This window comes from Rhodococcus sp. OS5, assembly GCF_056837585.1.
Genome location: NZ_CM166368.1, coordinates 3,126,704 through 3,144,942, shown reverse-complemented (window position 1 = coordinate 3,144,942; position 18,239 = coordinate 3,126,704). Strand labels below are relative to the sequence as shown.

At 64.6% G+C, this 18,239-nt stretch carries 5 protein-coding genes; 3 read left to right on the top strand and 2 right to left on the bottom strand.

What is annotated here, in order from left to right:
• Nucleotides 1-33 precede the first annotated feature (33 nt).
• Nucleotides 34-819: an SDR family oxidoreductase gene (locus ACVZUB_RS14820; RefSeq protein ID WP_081557863.1), complete on the top strand. Its 786-nt coding sequence runs from the start codon at nt 34-36 to the stop codon at nt 817-819.
• A gap of 10 nt (nt 820-829) precedes the next feature.
• The gene (locus ACVZUB_RS14815) at nt 830-1,960 is read left to right on the top strand and encodes a lycopene cyclase family protein (RefSeq protein WP_341514291.1); all 1,131 of its coding nucleotides are present in this window, start codon (nt 830-832) and stop codon (nt 1,958-1,960) included.
• A 14-nt stretch (nt 1,961-1,974) separates the two neighbouring features.
• Here ACVZUB_RS14815 and ACVZUB_RS14810 read toward each other — a convergent pair whose 3' ends face one another.
• Nucleotides 1,975-2,946 (bottom strand): alpha/beta hydrolase, encoded by a 972-nt coding sequence (locus ACVZUB_RS14810; protein WP_341514290.1) that lies wholly within the window; start codon nt 2,944-2,946, stop codon nt 1,975-1,977.
• Nucleotides 2,947-3,095: 149 nt separating this feature from the next.
• On the opposite strand from ACVZUB_RS14810, the gene ku reads away from it, so the two are divergent.
• The gene (gene ku, locus ACVZUB_RS14805) at nt 3,096-3,935 is read left to right on the top strand and encodes a non-homologous end joining protein Ku (RefSeq protein WP_007727895.1); all 840 of its coding nucleotides are present in this window, start codon (nt 3,096-3,098) and stop codon (nt 3,933-3,935) included.
• Nucleotide 3,936: 1 nt separating this feature from the next.
• Here the strand turns inward: ku and ACVZUB_RS14800 are convergent, their stop codons facing one another.
• Nucleotides 3,937-18,222, bottom strand: a complete 14,286-nt coding sequence (locus tag ACVZUB_RS14800) for an amino acid adenylation domain-containing protein (protein ID WP_482628517.1) — start codon at nt 18,220-18,222, stop codon at nt 3,937-3,939.
• Between the last annotated feature and the right edge of the window lie 17 nt (nt 18,223-18,239).

Here is an 18,239-nt window from a genome sequence, read left to right as displayed (position 1 = left end):
CCAGCAGCGTGTGAGTCCGCTAACGTTCGGGACATGACTAGCGAAAACAGCACTCGTCCTCGCGACCTCGAAGGCCGTGCCGCCATCGTCACCGGCGCAAGTCGCGGAATCGGCAAAGCTGTCGCCGCCGAACTCCTCGCTCGCGGTGCCGACGTCTTGATCACAGCCCGCAAGCCGGAGCCCCTCGAGGCCGCCGCATCCGAGCTGTCCGCTCTGGGGCACGGCGGAAAGGTCGTCGCATTCGCGGGCAACGCAGCCGATGCCGAAGCCCGCTCCGGTGCCGTCGACCGCGCCGTGTCCGAATTCGGTTCACTCGACATTCTGGTCAACAACACCGGAATCAACCCCGTCTTCGGTGCGCTCATGGAAGCGGACCTCGACGCCGTGCGCAAGATCTTCGACGTGAATGTGGTTGCCGCCCTCGGTTACGTCCAACAAGCACATCGGGCATGGATGGGCGAACACGGTGGAGCCGTCGTGAACCTGGCAAGTGTGGCCGGGATCCGGTCGACGGGCGTCATCGCCGCGTACGGCGCGTCGAAGGCTGCGCTCATCCGCCTGACAGAAGAACTGGCCTGGCAACTGGGACCGAAGATTCGTGTCAACGCCGTAGCTCCCGGGATCGTCAAGACGCAGTTCGCGGCAGCCCTGGTCGCTGCCGGCGAGGACAAGGCGTCGGCGGGCTACCCGATGAAGCGGCTCGGCACCCCCGAGGACGTTGCCGGTCTGGTCGGCTTCCTCGTCTCCGACGCGGCGGCGTGGATCACGGGCGAAACGGTCCGGGTCGACGGCGGTCTGCTCGCAACGGGATCGATGTAGTGCGCCGGTCGTGAGCACAGACAACTCTTCCGCCGACGTGGTGATCGTCGGTGGCGGCCCGGCCGGGCGGGCACTCGCCACCCGCTGTATCGCCCGGCAACTCACCGTCGTCGTTGTCGATCCGCATCCCCATCGGGTGTGGACGCCGACCTATTCGGCGTGGGCTGACGAGCTGCCGTCGTGGCTGCCGATCGATGTGATCGCAAGCCGGATCGAACGCCCGAGCGTGTGGACCCGCAGACAGAAAACGCTTGATCGCACATATTGCGTATTGAATACATCTTTACTGCAATCATTTCTCTCGGGCACATCCGTACAGTTCAGAGCCTTGCGTGCTCAAACACTGTCACCTACCGCCGTCCTGTGCGTGGACGGATCGCAGCTGACAGGTTCCGTCGTCATCGACGCCCGGGGTACCGAACTGACGGTGACAACCGCCCAGCAGACCGCCTTCGGAGTGATCGTCGACCGCGCTCTGGCCGATCCGATTCTGGGTGGTGGCGAAGCCTGGTTCATGGACTGGCGAACAGACAACGGCGCCTCCGACGCCGACACTCCGTCGTTTCTCTATGCGGTCCCACTCGATGACGAGCGAGTTCTCCTCGAGGAGACCTGCCTCGTCGGCCGGCCGGCGTTGGGGCTCCGCGAACTCGAAGCGCGTCTGCGCACCCGGCTTCGCAATCGGGGCTGCGAAGTCCCCGACGACGCACCGGTCGAGCGGGTCCGTTTTGCAGTCGAAGGCCCGAAGGAGTCGTTCCCCGACGGTGTACTCCGTTTCGGCGGGCGAGGCGGTCTGATGCATCCGGGAACCGGATACAGCGTTGCCTCGTCACTCGCCGAGGCAGACGCTGTCGCCAAAGCAATCGCCGGCGGTGGAGATCCCAACGCGGCGCTCTGGCCGCGGTCGGCCAAGGCGGTGTCTGCCCTTCGCCGCGTTGGCCTGAACGCACTTCTCACCCTCGGCTCGAGAGAGGTCGCGACATTCTTCGACACGTTCTTCGATCTACCGGTCGAGGCTCAGCGGTCCTACCTGTCCGATCGGCGGGACGCGTCCGCGACGGCGAAGGTGATGGCAACCCTGTTCCGATCGTCACCGTGGCACGTCCGAAAGACGTTGATGCGCGCGCCGTTTCTGAGGTGAGCACTCCGGACCGACTACTGCGCTCCTATCGAGCCGGCGATCATCGGCCAGGAATTGTGTAGGTCGTCCTGCCAGTAGCCCCACGAGTGGGTTCCGGTCGGCTTGAAGTCGAAGGTCGCGGGGATGCCCAGTGCGTTCAGTCGGTCCGCCAAGCCGTGCGTGCACCCGTTGACCGCGGATTCGATGATGCCGCCGACGACGATCTGATTAAGGAGGGCTCCGGGATTTCCGTTCACATCGGGTGCCTGAAGGTTGTCGTGCGGACCTGGCAGCCCGGATCCGGTGGAAACGTACAGTGCGGTCCCCCGCAACTTCTCCGCGTTCACGACCGGATCGTTCTCGCGCCACCCCGGACCGTCGAACGGTCCCCACATGTTTGTCGGATCAGCGCCACCCCGCGCGCCGACCACCAACCGCACATAGTCCTGACCCGGCTGGGTGGAAGTCTCCGCGCACCCGCTGTAGGCCCCGACACTCCGATAAAGCCCTGGTGCCGAGATCGCGAGATTGAGTACCGACGTCGCCGTCATCGAAATCGCCGCGATGGCGTTGACCCCGTTGGTACCGAACTGCGCATCGATGACGGGCGGCAGTTCGCGAGTGAGGAACGTCTGCCACTTGTTGCGCCCGAGTACGGGATCGTCTTTCTGCCAGTCGGTGTAGTAGCTGAACGCTCCTTCCAGCGGCGTCACGACGTTGACGTTCTTGTCGGCGAAGAAGTCCACGACATCGGTCCGTCCTTCCCACGTTGCACTGTCCTCGCCACCACCGGCGCCGTTGAGCAGATACAACGTGGGCCGTGGGGCGCTCGTGTCGGCGGGGAGGATCACCTCGAGTGGAATGTCGCGGCCCATCGCATCGGAGTGGACGCTGATGGTTACGGTGCGTGCCGGATCTGCGTTCGCGGGCAAAGGCGCAAACAGCAGTGGAACCAGTGAAATCGCCAGCGCCGCGGTGACGCGTCGACGGTAGGTTCGGATTCTCATCGGAGCGTCCCCCCAGGTGTGCGAGTCGGGTTCTCGAAGCGGATACCCGCTCGATACGCCCCGAACCGACCCATCCACACGCAACGGTTCGGGATCAACCGTGATCGTTTGTCTCGCGCAAACGGCCGGCGGCGACCATCATGGGAGGCATGCGCTCGATTTGGAAAGGCTCGATAGCCTTCGGTCTGGTCAACGTCCCGGTCAAGGTGTACTCGGCGACCGAGGACCACGACATCCGATTTCACCAGGTCCATGCAAAAGACGGTGGCCGCATCAAGTACAACCGTGTGTGTTCCGAGTGCGGAAACACGGTTCAGTTCGCGGACATCGACAAGGCGTACGACTCGGAAGACGGATCGCGCGTCATCTTGAGCGACGAGGACTTCAACAAACTCCCGGCCGCGGAGAAGCACGAGATTCCGGTGCTGGAATTCGTGCCGAACGATCAGATCGATCCGATCTTGTTCGAGAAGAGTTACTTCCTCGAACCGGATTCGGCGTCGCCGAAGGCATACGTTCTGCTTTCGACTGTACTCACCGAGAGTGATCGAACAGCACTGGTGCATTTCACTCTGCGACAGAAGACGCGCCTGGCCGCGATGCGCGCTCGCGACGGCGTCCTGGTGATCCAGACGTTGCTGTGGCCCGACGAAGTTCGCGCAGCAGAGTTCCCTTCCCTCGACGACGCGGAGAAGCCGAAGGCGAAGGAACTGAAGATGGCGCAGACGCTCGTCGAGAGCATGGCGGGCGATTTCGATCCGACCGAGTTCACCGACGACTACCAGCTCCAACTGCGGCAGTTGCTCGACGAGATGATCGAGAACGGCGGCAAGAAGGTCATCCCCGCCGCCGAGGTCGACCAAGAGGGCACCGATGCGGAGGTGGTCGACCTGGTTGCCGCACTGCAGCGCAGTGTGGACGAAGCGAAGTCGAACGCCTCCAAGGCCGGCTCGTCGAAGTCGACCACACCGAGGAAGAAACGAGCCTGAGTCAGCCGCGCACGTCTTGGACCTCGATCAGAGCGTCCAACTCTGCGTCGACGTCCGGGGCCGCGTGACGACCCGTTCCGACCGCAAGGTTGATCACGGGTCCGATCGCCTCCAGACCTGCCTCGGTGAACATTTCGGCGTGTGACGTGGGCACCGGACGGTCGATGATCACCCCGGAGACGAACGGTCGCCACGCCGACGCGGTTCGCAGCGGGTCGAAGGTGTCGGCGTGTGCCGAGAAGAACAGCAGATCGCCCACGAACTTGCCCGGGCGGTATCGGTGAGCCAGTTCGGCGCCGGCGGAGTATTCCTCGAACAGTCGCTCGATCCGATCGCTCGAGACCAAAGGGTGATCGCCGATGGCTTCGCGCAAGAGTGCTTCGGCGTCCTCGGATGTCAGATCACGCTCGCCGGTGTCCGGGACCGAGATCCCCAACCCGCCGATCAGTTCGGCGAGAGAAGGCTGCGCGCCTGCCATCGTCGGGTCTTCGAGAACGAAGCTGTCGAGCAGAATCAGGTCGGCGACGCTCTCACCCGCGGCTTGCAACTGCACCGCCGCCGCGTGAGCGATCAATCCGCCGATCGACCACCCCAGCAGGTGATACGGACCGTGCGGCTGAACTCCTCGAATTTCCTCGACGTACCGCGCCGCGAAGTCCTCGATCAGCTCCGCCCGAAATTCGGAGTCCGTCAGGACCGGCGACTGCAGGCCGTAGAGCGGCCGGCTGGAGTCGACGTAGCGATCGAGCGCTCCGTAGCACCAGGCCAATCCGATGGCCGGATGGATGCAGAACAGTGGCTCGGCGTGGCCTTCCGGACGTAGTGGCAGGACTACTGCAAGTGCGGAGGTATCCGCGTCACTTGTCACAACTGTTGCCTCGAGTTCGAAGAGTCTGCGCGCCAATGCCTCCGGAGTCGGGTCGGAGAAAATCCATGCGACGGGGACGGTCAGGCCGGTGCGTTCCTTGATGGCAGCGACCAAACGCGTTGCCATGAGCGAGTTTCCACCGAGTTCGAAGAAACTCGAATCGGCGAAGGTCTCTGCGTCGGCGAGATCGAGTACCTCCGCGAAAGCAGCGCAGATCGCAATCTCGTCGCTGCCTTCCGGACTGCGTCCACTCGGCGACTCCCAGTTGGGAGCAGGCAGAGCGCTGCGATCGAGCTTGCCCGCCGGTGTGGTCGGGACTGCGCCGATCACGACAACAGCGGACGGGATCATGTGCGCAGGCAGCGATATACCTGCGTGACGGCGCAGCGCGGCGGCGTCGAAGTCCGCATGTGCCGGGACGACGTACGCGACGATCCGAGCGTCGACGCCCTCCCCGACGACGACGCTGACAGCCGAATGCACGGACGCTTCCGCTGCCAGCACCGCGTCGATTTCTCCGAGTTCGATTCGGAACCCTCGGATCTTGACCTGGTGGTCTGCACGTCCGAGGTAGATCAGTGCCCCTGAGCGATCTTCGCGCACAAGATCCCCGGTGCGGTACATCCGAGCGCCTTCGGGTCCATGCGGGTCGGCGACGAAGCGCGCGGCTGTGAGTGCGGGGTTGCCGAGGTACCCGCGGGCGAGACCGTCGCCGCTGACGTAGAGCTCACCGACGACCTGGCCGGGAACCGAGTGCAGTCGGGAATCGAGAATCATCGCGTCCACGCCGCGGATCGGGCCGCCGATCGTCACAGGCTCCCCCGCGACCAGCGAATCACTGATGGTGACTGCGACGGTGGCCTCGGTCGGGCCGTACGCGTTGAACATTCGGCGCCCCGGTGCCCACCGAGATACGAGGTCGGCGGAACAGGCGTCGCCGCCGACGACGACGGCTTCGAGATGGTCGAGCCCGGCGGGATCGACAGTCGCCAAGGCGGCTGGAGTCACGAAAGCATGGGTGATCGTCTGCTCGTCGAGCAGTTCGTGCAATTCGACACCGCCGAGAACTGTCGGCGGCGCTATCACCATCGTTGCGCCGGCGCCGAAAGCCAGAAGGAGCTCGAGAACCGACGCGTCGAAGCTCGTCGAGGCGAAGCTCAGAGCGCGAGAGTGCGCGGTGACGCCGAAACGCTCCCGCTGTTCGTCGGCAAACGCTGCCAGTCCCGCGTGAGTGACCAACACGCCCTTGGGTTTTCCTGTCGAGCCCGAGGTGTAGATCAAGTAGGCCGGGTTGTCGAACTCGAGTGGCGCGTCCGGCAGTGTCTCGGAATGGACTGCCTCGATTTCGGTGGTGAATTCGATCGCATCCAACTCGATCCACGATGTGACGCCCGGAAGGTCGGCCGCATACTCGCCCCTGGTGATACCGAGTACCGCTCCACTGTCGGTGAGCATGTGCTCGATCCGCTCGGCGGGGTACGCCGGATCCACGGGAAGAAACACTCCGCCGGCTTTCGCTACGGCCCAGAGCGCGATCACATAGTCGGCCGACCTCGGAAGCGCCAGTGCCACCATCATTTCCGGCGCTATTCCGCGAGCGATCAACGCAAACGCCATAGCGTCGGAGCGTCGGTCGAGTTCGCCGTACGTGAGCGTGACGGATGTGGCGACGTCGACGATTGCCGGGGCGTGCGGATCGGCAGCGCCGCGAAGCAGCAACTCCGGCAGGGTCAAAGCATCGCCGGCCGGACGTCCGGGCAACGCACGCAGGCCACGTCCCGCAAGATCCACGTCACCGACGACGGCGGAGGGCTGGGCAGTCAGTGTCTCGACGATCGTTTCCAGCATCACTGCAAACGACTCCGCCGTATCGGTGTCGAAGAGATCCTTCGCGTAGGTGAGGGAGGCCTCGTAGCCGCCGCCTTCCTCCGCGGTCTGTTCGACAACGGTGAACTGCAGGTCGTACTTGGCGATGTCCGGTGTGATCTCGTGGGCACGAACGGCAAGTCCAGGCAGGTCCCACGTCGTCGGGTGGGCGCCGTGGAACGAGATCATCGTCTGGAACACCGGATGACGGTCGGTGCTCCGGGTCGGCGCCACCACGTCCACGACCTGCTCGAACGGAATGTCCGCGTGGGCGAAGGCGTCGAGATCGACGGAGCGGACAGTACGCAGAACGTCGACGAACGTCGACCCGGGGTCGACCGTCGTGCGCAGTCCCACCGTGCCCACGAACATTCCCACGAGGTCGTCGAGAACTCGGTGTCCTCGCCCGGCGACCGGAGATCCGATCACGATGTCGGTGCTTCGACTCAGCCTGGACAGCAGGACGGCATAGGCAGCGTGCAGCACCATGAACGGCGTCGCCGCATTGGCTCCAGCAACCGCCTCGACCGCGATCCGGGTGTGCGCCGGAAGCGAGACCGCGGTGTGGGCACCGCTCAACGACTGGGTGAGCGGGCGCGCTCGATCGCTCGGAAGGTCGATCAATTCAGGTGCGCCCCGCAACGTCTCCCGCCAATACGACGCCTGTGCCCCGAGCACGCTCGCGGATTCGTTCACCGCGCCCAGCGCTTCCCGCTGCCAGATGGCGAAGTCCGCGTAATGCACCTCGAGCGCGGTGAACTCGGGAGCGTGTCCCGAACTTCTCGCGACGTAGGCGGTGAGCACGTCCTTCATCAACGGCGCGATCGACCATCCGTCCGCCGCGATGTGGTGGATCACGATGACAAGTGTGTGGTGCTGCGGCGTCGATTCGAGCAGGAGCGCGCGAACGGGAGCTTGGGTCGTGATGTCGAATCCACGCGACGCGAATTCTCTGGCGAGCTCTGCCGGTTCACGGGTGTCCGCATTTCCGTACTCGAGCGAGGTGAATGCATCCTGGATCACCTGGTGCGGGCCGGAGTCGGAGTCGGGGAACACCGTGCGCAGGATTTCGTGTCTTTCGATCACGTCGAGGACAGCAGCTTCGAGGGCCGGGACGTCGAGTGCACCGTCGAGGGAGATCGCAGCAGGGACGTTGTACGCGGGTGAGCCGGGATCCATCTGGTTGAGGAACCAGATGCGTGCTTGCGCGTAGGACAGCGGAATTCGCTCGGGGCGGTCTACGGCGGTGATCGGTGGTAGCGCCTTCGCCCCGGCGGATGTGTCGAGCGCGGTGGCAAGTTCCCGAATTTCGGGGTGCTCGAACAGCATTCGGACAGGTACCTGCCTGCCCAACGACTCGCCGAGTCGCTGGACAAGTCTGGTGGCGAGCAGTGAGTTGCCACCGAGTTCGAAGAAACTGTCCGACGCACCGATCTGTTCGATACCCAGCAGTTCCGCCACGACGCCGGCAACCTGGAGTTCGGTCGCGGTCGTCAGCGGCTCGACACTTCGCTCGGACGAACGCAGTGTCGGCGCCGGCAATGCCGATCGGTCGAGCTTCCCGACGGGGGTCAGCGGTACGTGATCGATCGGGGTGATCGCCGACGGCACCATGAAGGCGGGCAGTGAGCGGCGCGCATGGTTCAGCAACTCGTCCATCTCGACCGCATCGGCACCGAGCACTACGTACGACGCCAACATCGTCTCACCGGAAGCTGCGTCGACGCCCACGGTGACCGCGAACTCGACGCCGGGGTAAGTGCTGAGGACGGAGTCGATCTCGCCCAGTTCGATGCGGAATCCGCGCACTTTCACCTGGTGATCGGAGCGTCCAACGTATTCGATCGTCTCGAGCGGCGTCCACCGAACCAAGTCACCGGTCCGGTACATGCGGGTGCCGGCCGGGCCGAACGGCGCTGCCACGAATCGCGTCGCCGTCAAGGCGGGTTGGTCGAGGTAGCCGCGGGCAAGTCCCAGGCCGGCGATGTAGAGCTCACCGGTGACCCCGACGGGTACCGGCTGAGCCGAGCCGTCGAGAATTACCGCGGACACGCCGCGGACGGGCCCGCCGATGGTCACGGTCTCCCCCACGCTCAAGGCATCACTGATGCAGACCATGACGGTGGTTTCCGTCGGCCCGTAGCCGTTGAACAATCGGCGACCCGGTGCCCACTTGCGGACCAGTTCGGGTGGGCATGCCTCGCCGCCGACAACGATCGACTGCAGGACGTCCAGCCCGGTGGGATCGACCGAGGCCAGCGCTGCCGGTGTGATGAACGCGTGGGTCACCTGGTGATCGGTGACCAATTCGGCTAGGTCCTGGCCGCCGTAGACGTCGGGAGAGGCGATCACCATCGTCGCGCCTTCACCGACTGCGAGCAGCAGTTCGAGGATGGACGCGTCGAAGCTCGGTGAGGAGAAGTGCAGCGTCCGCGACTGCGCCGAGATGCCGTAACGCGCCGTCTGCTCGGCCGCCAATGCGCTCAGGCCACGATGAGTGACGCTGACGCCCTTGGGCTTTCCCGTCGATCCGGAGGTGTAGATGATGTAGGCGAGGTTGTCGATTCGGATCGGCGCGGCCGGAACCGGCTGCCCGACACCGTCGCCGTAGATGTCGTCCATCGTCATCCACGGAACCGGGCGGGGCAGTGATTCGATCACCGCTTCTGTGGTCACTCCGCGCGTGGCTCCGGAGTCGGTGAGCATGTGCAGAATGCGATCGGCGGGGTATCGCGGATCGACCGGAACAAACGCGGCGCCAGTCAAGGAAACGCCCCACAAGGCGACGATCGAGTCGATCGAGCGCGGAATCGCGATCGCCACAATGTCTTCGGCACCGATCCCTTCCGTGGTCAGACGGCGGGCAAGCGCCGATGCACGGGCGAAGAGATCTCGGTAGAGCACGGTGGTGTCACCGGATCGAAGGGCCACCGAATCGCCTGAAAGGTTGGCGGTCCGCGTCAAAATTTCGGCCAAGGTACGCGAGGCCGTCCACGCCGGACCTCGAACCGGCATCAGCGACGCCCGCTCGAGGGTGCTGAGGAATTCGATGTCGTCGATCGCCGTGTCCGGTTCGGCGGCGACGGCGCGGGCCACCGACTCCACACGAGCGGCGATCGATTCTGCGGTGGAAATGTCGAAGAGCGCCTCGGCAAACCTGAGCGACCCGGTGATCTCCGTGTTCTCGGAATCGCCGGCCAGCAGGGTGAACTCGAGGTCGAATTTCGCGACGGACGGTTCGAGTGGCTGCGCCTCGAGATGCGCGTCGTGGACCGTGACCTGCGGCGAGACCATATTCTGGTGGAACGACAGCATGACCTGAAACAGTGGGTGGCGCGTGGTGGACCGGTCGAGGTCGAGGGCGTCGACCAGCACCTCGAAGGGCAGCTCGGGGTGCGCGAAGGCGGCAAGGTCGCGTTCACGGACGGCCTCGAGCAAAGAGGTGAAGGGCGCTCGGTGATCGACCGGTGTGCGAAGCGGTACCGAATTGACGAACATCCCGATCAGGGAATCCAGTTCGGGTCGCCCGCGGCCCGCTACCGGAGTCCCGATCACCACGTCGTCGGTTGCACCGAGACGGGCGAGAACAACCGCCAAGATCGCGTGTACGACCATGAATTGCGTCATGCCACTGCGCCGCGCCAGGGCGCCGAGTCGCTCCGCCGTCGCCGCGTCGATGACGATCGGCACCGATCCGACGGCGGTCGTGGTGACAGATCCGCGTGGGCGATCCACCGGTAGCAGTACCTCGTCCGGGGCGCCAGCCATGGCAGCTGTCCAGAACGTCAGCTCGCGGGCAACCAGAGACTCCGGATCGTTGATCTGTCCGAGCGAGTCTTGCTGCCACAGCGCGTAATCGGCGTACTGCACGTCGAGCGGCGTGAAAACCGGTGCATCTCCGACAGAGCGCGCCGAGTACGCCGCGATGAAATCTGCGGCAAAAGGAGTCAGCGACCAGCCGTCGAAGGCAATGTGGTGGATGACGACGACCAGTACGTGAGCGTCGGCGTCCACGCGCACGAGCAGTGCCCGAATCGGCAGATCCGAACCAAGATCGAACCCCCGCGCCGCAAACTCCCTCGTCGCCGCGTCGATACCTTCGGAGCCGCAGTAGCGCTCGACGGAGAACTGCATGTCGGAAAGCGCTCGGATGACCTGGCTCGGCCCGTCCGCGCTGTCGACGTAGATCGTTCGAAGTACCTCGTGGCGTGCGATGACGTCCGCAAGCGCCTCCTCGAGTGCATCGCCGTGGAGGTCGCCGGTGATGCGGATCGCGAACGGAATGTTGTAGACCGAGGACTGCGGATCGAAGCGATTGACGAACCACAGGCGCTGTTGCGCTGCGGAGAGCGGTAGGCGGTCAGGGCGAGCACCGGCGCTCAGGGCAGGTCGATCGTCTGACTCTTCGGCGCTCGCCGCCAGACGCGCAGCGAGAGCTTCGACGGTCGGTGATTCGAAGATCGAGCGAACGTCCACCGTGAGTCCCGTCGCTGCGCTCAACCGCGCGGACACCTGCGTCGCGACGAGCGAGTTGCCCCCGAGATCGAAGAAGCTGTCTCCGGCCCGGACCTCGGGCACGTCGAGCAGTGAAGCGAACACGTCGGCAACGGTTCGTTCGAGTCCGGCCTCGGGTTCACGGCCCGTTCCGAGGATTTCGCGCGGTATCGGCGTCGGCAACGCTCTGCGATCGAGTTTGCCGACCGGAGTCAACGGAATGGCGTCGATCGGGGTGATCGACGACGGAATCATGTACCGCGGTAGCGTGTCGGCGAGTCCCACGAACAGCGACTCGATATCAGCGTCGCCGCTCAGCAACACGTACGACGCCAGAGTGGTACCCGCGGCGGATTCGACGGGAATCGTCGTGGCGAACTGGACGAGAGGGGAATCCATCAGAGCAGCGTCGATCTCGCCGAGTTCGATGCGGAACCCGCGGATCTTGAGCTGATGATCGCTGCGGCCCACGTAGCGAAGGGTCAGGTCCTTGGTCCAGCGGACCAGGTCACCGGTTCGGTACATCCGGGCACCGGGCGTCGAGTACGGATGCGCGACAAACCGATCCGACGTCAGCGCGGGACGAAGGTGGTAACCGCGTGCAAGGCCCGGCCCACCGATGTACAGCTCGCCGACGCCGCCGATCGGGACCGGTTGCAGCCGAGAGTCGAGCACCACGGCGTCGATTCCGCGGATGGGACCGCCGATGGTGATCGGCTCCCCCGGTGAGAGTGGGTCACTGATGGCAACCATGACAGTGGTTTCGGTCGGACCGTATCCGTTGTGCAGTCTGCGCCCGTTGCCCCAGCTCGAGACCAATTCCGGCGTGCACACGTCGCCGCCGACGACTACGCATTCCAGTGCCGTCACGCCCGCCGGATCGACGGTCGCCAGCGCAGCCGGAGTGATGAAGGCATGAGTGACCTCGTGGCTTCGGAGGAACTCGCTCAACGCCTCCCCTCCGTAGATTTCGGGAGGGGCGATCACCATCGTCGCGCCGGTCGAACCGGCGAGCAGTAGCTCGAGTACGGCGCCGTCGAAGCTCGGTGACGCAAAATGCAGAGTTCGCGACCCGGCGGTGATCCGGTACCGATCCTGTTGTTCGCGAGCAAGATTGGCCAAACCCGCGTGAGTGACGACGGTGCCCTTCGGCACTCCGGTCGAGCCGGACGTGTAGATGACGTACGCAGCCGACGCCGCAGTGATCGATGCTGTTCTGTCAGCGTCGTCGATGGCAGCGTCGGAGTAGGCGGCACATTCTGCAACCGTGTCCGCGTCGCCGAGGTCGATCCAGACTGCGACGTTCCCACCGGCTGCCGGACCAGCCGCAACCTCGGCGGACCGAATTCCGATCCGCACACCCGAATCCTCGAGCATGTGCGCAACTCGATCTGCGGGATAACGGGGATCGACCGGGACGAAAACGCCACCGGCTTTGGTGACCGACCAGACTGCGAGCACGGAGTCGACCGATCGGGCGACGGCCAGTGCGACCGGTGTCTCGGGGCCGACTCCCAGGTCCATGAGGTATCGAGCGATCCGATTCGATCGACGCTCCAGCTCCCCGTACGAGAGTGAGCGCTCGGAGTCTTCGAGGGCGATCGCGTCGGGATACGTCCTCGCGGTGTCCCCGAGGATCTGCGCCAGCGTCGATTCGCCCACCGAAGCCACACCGCGTCGCGGCAACGTCGCGGCACTCTCCCGCGATCCGAGTACACGAAGGTCACCAACCGATGCAGTCGGTTCCGACACTGCCGATTCCACGAGTGTCACGAAGTTTCGCGCCAACGCTTCGACGGTCGCGCTGTCGAACAGGTCGGTGGAATAGGTGAACGTGGCATCGATTCCTGCTGCGGCCCCGGCCTCGTGACGTTCGGTGACGGTGAGCTCGAGGTCGAACTTGGTCAGCCCCGTCTCGACTGCCCGCGCCGTCATCGACACCCCTGCCAGTTCGGCTGTGTGGGTGGTGGCTATCCGCGAGGTGATGGCCGCTTGAAAGACCGGGTGGTGTGCGGGCGAGCGGTCCAGTTCGAGCGCGTCCACGACGACGTCGAAAGGCACGTCCGCATTGTCGAAGGCATCCACGTCGACGGCCCTGACCTGTGACAGGTATGCGGCGAACGTTGCGTCCCGATCGACGACGGTCCGCAGGGCAAGAGTGTTGACGAACATGCCGACGAGCAGATCGAGAGATCTGTCCCCTCGTCCGGCCACCGGTGTTCCGATGACGATGTCGTCCGTGCCGCTGTACCTGGCCAGAAGCAGGGCGAAGCACGCGTGCAGGGCGATGAACGGCGTGGCGTCGTGATCGGCGGCAAGTACAACGAGCTTCTGATGCGTGGAAGCGCCGATTCTGATGTCGACTCCGGCTCCGCGCATGGTCGGGTCGAGTGCGCGCGGACGGTCCGTCGGCAGGTGGAGCTGCTCGGGCGCTCCCGCCAGCTGCTGCTTCCAGAACGCGATCTGTGAGTGGGCAAGTGAATCGGTGGATGACGCGTCGCCGAGGTGTTCTCGGTGCCAGAGCGTGTAGTCGGCGTACTGCACCGGAAGGGGTGCCCACTGCGGGCTGTTGCCGCCGACGCGGGCGGCGTAGGCGCCGGTGAGATCAGCAGCCAACGGCGCGAGCGACCAACCGTCGGCCACCATGTGGTGCAGAACCACTACGAGGACAGCTTCCTCGTCATCGCCTTCCTTCTCGGCGGCGACAGTGATCAGCAGGTAGCGCACCGGACGTTCGCGGACCAGATCGAAACCGGCCGAAGAGAATTCGAAGATCACTCTCTCGAGGCTTCCGCGTTCCACGTCGATCGACTCGAGCCCTGCGATCCCCTCGCCCAGGCCCAGAACCTTCTGCGTCGCGTTGTCCCCGATCTGAGGAAACACGGTGCGTAGTGACTCGTGACGTGTCACGACGTCCACGATCGCGGCACTGAGTGCGTCGGGATCGACGGCGCCGCGCAACGACACCGCCAGTGGAATGTTGTACGCACCTGATTCCGGTGCCACGCGGTTCAGGAACCACAGTCGCTGCTGCGCGGGAGCGAGAGGCAGTACAGCCGGCCGGGCCACGACCTGAATACCGTCGGCGTCCGGGGTCTGTGCCGCACGCTCGATCGTCGCCGCGATCCCAGACACCGTGGGATGGTCGAAGAGTGCACGCAGCGGCATTTTAACCCCGGTGGCTTCGGTCAAGCGCGCTACCGCCGTCGTCGCTACCAGCGAGTTTCCGCCCAGATGGAAGAAATTATCGTCGAGTCCGAGCGGTCCACTACCCAGGATGTCAGCCAGAACCGCCGCAACCTTGCCCTCGGTCGGGGTCGTCGGGGGTCGGAAGACCTTGGTGGAGGCCAGGATAGGCGACGGCAGCGCACGCCGGTCCAGTTTTCCGTTGGTGGTCAACGGAATCGAATCGAGGACCATGAAGGCATCGGGAACCATGTAGGTCGGGAGGGCTTCGGCGGCGTGAGCTCGGAGGGCGTCGGCGTCCACGACGTCGGAAGCGGTCACATAGGTCACGAGAGCGCCGCCCGCCGGCGTCGGAGCCACAACCGTCACGGCATCGTCGATTTCCGGCGCGCTGAGGATGACGGAGTCGATTTCGCCGAGTTCGATCCGGAATCCGCGGATCTTGACCTGCGCGTCGCCGCGTCCGAGGTACTCGAGTTGTCCGGGCGCAATCCATCGTGCGCGGTCGCCGGACCGGTACAACCGTCGTCCGCCGGCATTGAAAGGATCGGCAACGAACCGGCCCGCGGTGAGGTCTGGACGGCCCAGATAGCCACGGGCGAGTTGACCGCCCGCGACATAGATCTCCCCCGCGATCCCCACCGGGACCGGGGAGAGATGCTCGTCGAGCAGGTACACACGAAGTCCGTCGATCGCGTCACCGATCCGGCTGCCGGTCAGCGCACTCGCGCTCGCCCGGTCGAGTTCGAGATGGGTGACGTGCACCGTCGTCTCGGTGATGCCGTACATGTTGACGAGTGCAGGCGCGGATTCCGTGTGACTTTCGTACCCCGGGTGATTGTCGTACCAGCGCCCGAGTCGACGCAGGTCCAAGGCTTCGCCACCGAAGATCACGTACCGGAGCCGGGTCTCCGAATCGGCTCGAAGGTCGGCTTCGATGTACTGGTAGAAGGCCGAGGGCGTCTGATTGAGCACGGTGACGCCTTCTGCGGCGACCAGCGCCCGGAAGGCGTCAGGGTCGCGTGATACCTCGTGATCGACCAGGACCAGCGTTCCGCCGTGGAGCAGCGCGCCCCACAGTTCCCAGACCGAGAAGTCGAAGGCGAACGAGTGGAACATCGTCCACACGTCGTTGCCGTCGAATCCGAATTCGACGTGCGTGTTCTCGAACAATCGCACCACGGTGGCGTGGGTGACGGAGACACCTTTGGGTCGGCCCGTCGACCCCGAGGTGTAGATCACGTACGCCAGATTGTCGGCTCCGTGTCCGCGCGGGCGCTCATCGGTTTCCAGACTCTCACCGGAGTACTCGTCGGATTCGACCCCGACGACCACCACGTCAGAGTTCGGTAAGGCGGAGTTCGGGAAAGTGGAATCGGAGATGACGCACACCGGTTGCGCATCCTCGACCACGTATGCCAAACGCTCGGCGGGGTGCGCACGATCGAGTGGGAGGTATCCGCCGCCGGCCTTCACTACCGCGACAGCGGCAACGATCATGTCCACGGATTTCGGCAGCATGATTCCGACCAACGACTCGGATCGCACGCCATGATCGACGAGCTTGCGCGCCAACTGATTCGATCGTCGATCGAGTTCGCGGTACGACACGCGCTCGCTGCCCGCGACAACGGCGATCGCTTCCGGGGTCGCCCGAATGCGGTCGGAAAGGATCTCGGAGAGCGTTCGGACCGGGGTAATCGGCAGAACGGGCGGCACCAGCGCCTGGCGCGCCTCCGGGCGCAGTAGATCCACTGAGCCGAGCGCCGAGTGCGGAGCACCGACCATCGCGGTCAAGATTCGTAGATAACGGTCGGCGAGGTCCTCGGCTTGCTCCTTCGTGCCGAGCCAATCCAGAACACCGGAGATCGGCTGATCGAAATCGGCATGCTCACCAGTCGGAATCGCCAGGGAGACAAACAGTTCCGGCACGGTGGCCAGATCCGATCCGATAGGCGCACCGACCATGAGCCCCGGAAATCTCGGGTGAGCATCCAGCGGCTCCTCGAAGCAGACCATCGCCCGGAACAACGGGCCCGTCTCGACCCAGCGGCCGTCACCGAGTGCGGCGGTCACCGAAGACAGAAGAATGTCTGCGTGTTCGAGAGCTTCGATTGCGACGGTGTCCACCGCACCGACCAGGTCGGTGAGCGTCATGGTGTTCGACACCGTCGAGCGAAGCACCAACTGGTTGGCGAACATCGAGACGAAATCGTCCGGATTGGAGGCGCCGTACCCTCGGACCGAGACGCCGATCGACACCTCGTCGGCCGAACCGACGCGGCGCAGCAGTCCGGCCATCGCAGACTGGAACAGCACGAACAGACTCGTGTTCATCGTCGTCGCCATCGTCTCGAGGCTCCGGCAGAGGCCTGCCTCGATCTCGAGGGGCGTGGACGTTCGACCGGTTCCGGCGACGACCGGCAAACCCAGCTCCTCGGCGGGGTTCGACAAGGTCGCAGACCAGTACTCGACGTTGCGGGCGTGTTGGACTTCGGCGATCCATTTCCCCGCGGCGTCGGGGTCGATGTCCATCAATCGAGTTCCCGATTCTGCGGCGCAGAATAATTCGAGGAATTCGAGGAAACGCCGGTGGTGACGCGAGATGTCCTCGTTGGTGTACAGGTCTGGGTTCGCGGCGAAGTCGATCTGGATCTCTTCGGCTGCGGAAGTCTGATAGACGTTGACGGAGAGGTCTTCGATCGGCCCGGTCGAGATCACGTTCAGTTCGCCGTGCGCGTCCCCGAGAGTGATTCCGGAATGGAACAGCATGAGGTTGATCAACGGCCCGTGGAAGCCTCGTCCGTCGGCGATGCTGTGATCACCGGCGTTGAGGTCGCGTCGTAGGTCCTCGTGGCGGTACTTCTGATGACGCAGTGCGCCGGTGAGTTCGATCTTCACCTCGTGCAGCAGGTCCCCGACCGCGAAATGCGGATCGACGCTCGCACGTATCGGGACGACGTTCGACATCATTCCGCCGGACCTGCGAGCAGCTTTTGTCGTCCGCCCCGAGACCGGCAGGCTGAGGACCACGTCGCGGGTCCCGGTGGCCCGGGCGAGGTAAGCCGCCAGTGCACCGATCACCACTGACGACGTCGTCACGTCGTGGGCGGCGGCCAGCCGTTCGAGGGAGCTCCGCAGTTCCGTAGGTACCGTGGCCGACCGTAGGCGTGACCATGCCTGCGACGGAGCAGTCGAGGACGCGAGCGAGGTTCCGCCCGGCTTGTCGGCCATCTTGGTGTTCCAGTAGTCGCGATCGCGTTCCCACCGGGTTGAGCCCAGATAGTCGGCCTCTGCCTTCACCAACGATTGGAGGGGGGCAGTTACCGCTGGGGGAACTGGCAGATCCCGCACCGCGGCGGTGTAGATCTCGGCTGTGCGGTTCATCATCGACATCGCGCCGAAACCGTCGAGCGCCACATGATGAATACGGCTGTACCAGTAGTAATGGTCGTCGCGAAGCACCAGGACTGCCAGCCTGACCAGACGATCGGTGAACGGATCGATGGCGGTGGTGTGCTCTCTGCGCATCCATTCCTGCGCTGCAGATTCCGGATCCGATTCGGCGCGAAGATCGACCACGTCGAGGGAGTCGTCCATGTCGAGATCGAGCCACTGACGCGCAACCCCGTCCACCTCGACCAGGCGCAGATATCCGGAGCCGATCTCACGACCGGTCTGTTTGCTGGCAGCGGTCAGCAGCTCGATGTCGAGTGGGCCGTCCACGTCCACGTACTGAGCGATGCTGACGGGAATCTCGGGTCGAAGCTGTTGTGCGACAAGCAGGGAAAGTTGCGCGGCAGAAAGAGGGAAGGTGAGTTCGTCGTCCGGACGAGCTGCGGAAACGATTCCTCGGTCGGGACTGCCATCCACACGAATCTCCCTCTTAC

Excerpts from the sequence above, each read along its gene's own strand:
- ACVZUB_RS14820 (WP_081557863.1), top strand. The coding sequence starts at position 34 with ATGACTAGCGAAAACAGCACTCGTCCTCGCGACCTCGAAGGCCGTGCC.
- ACVZUB_RS14810 (WP_341514290.1), bottom strand. The coding sequence starts at position 2,946 with ATGAGAATCCGAACCTACCGTCGACGCGTCACCGCGGCGCTGGCGATT.
- ku (WP_007727895.1), top strand. The coding sequence starts at position 3,096 with ATGCGCTCGATTTGGAAAGGCTCGATAGCCTTCGGTCTGGTCAACGTC.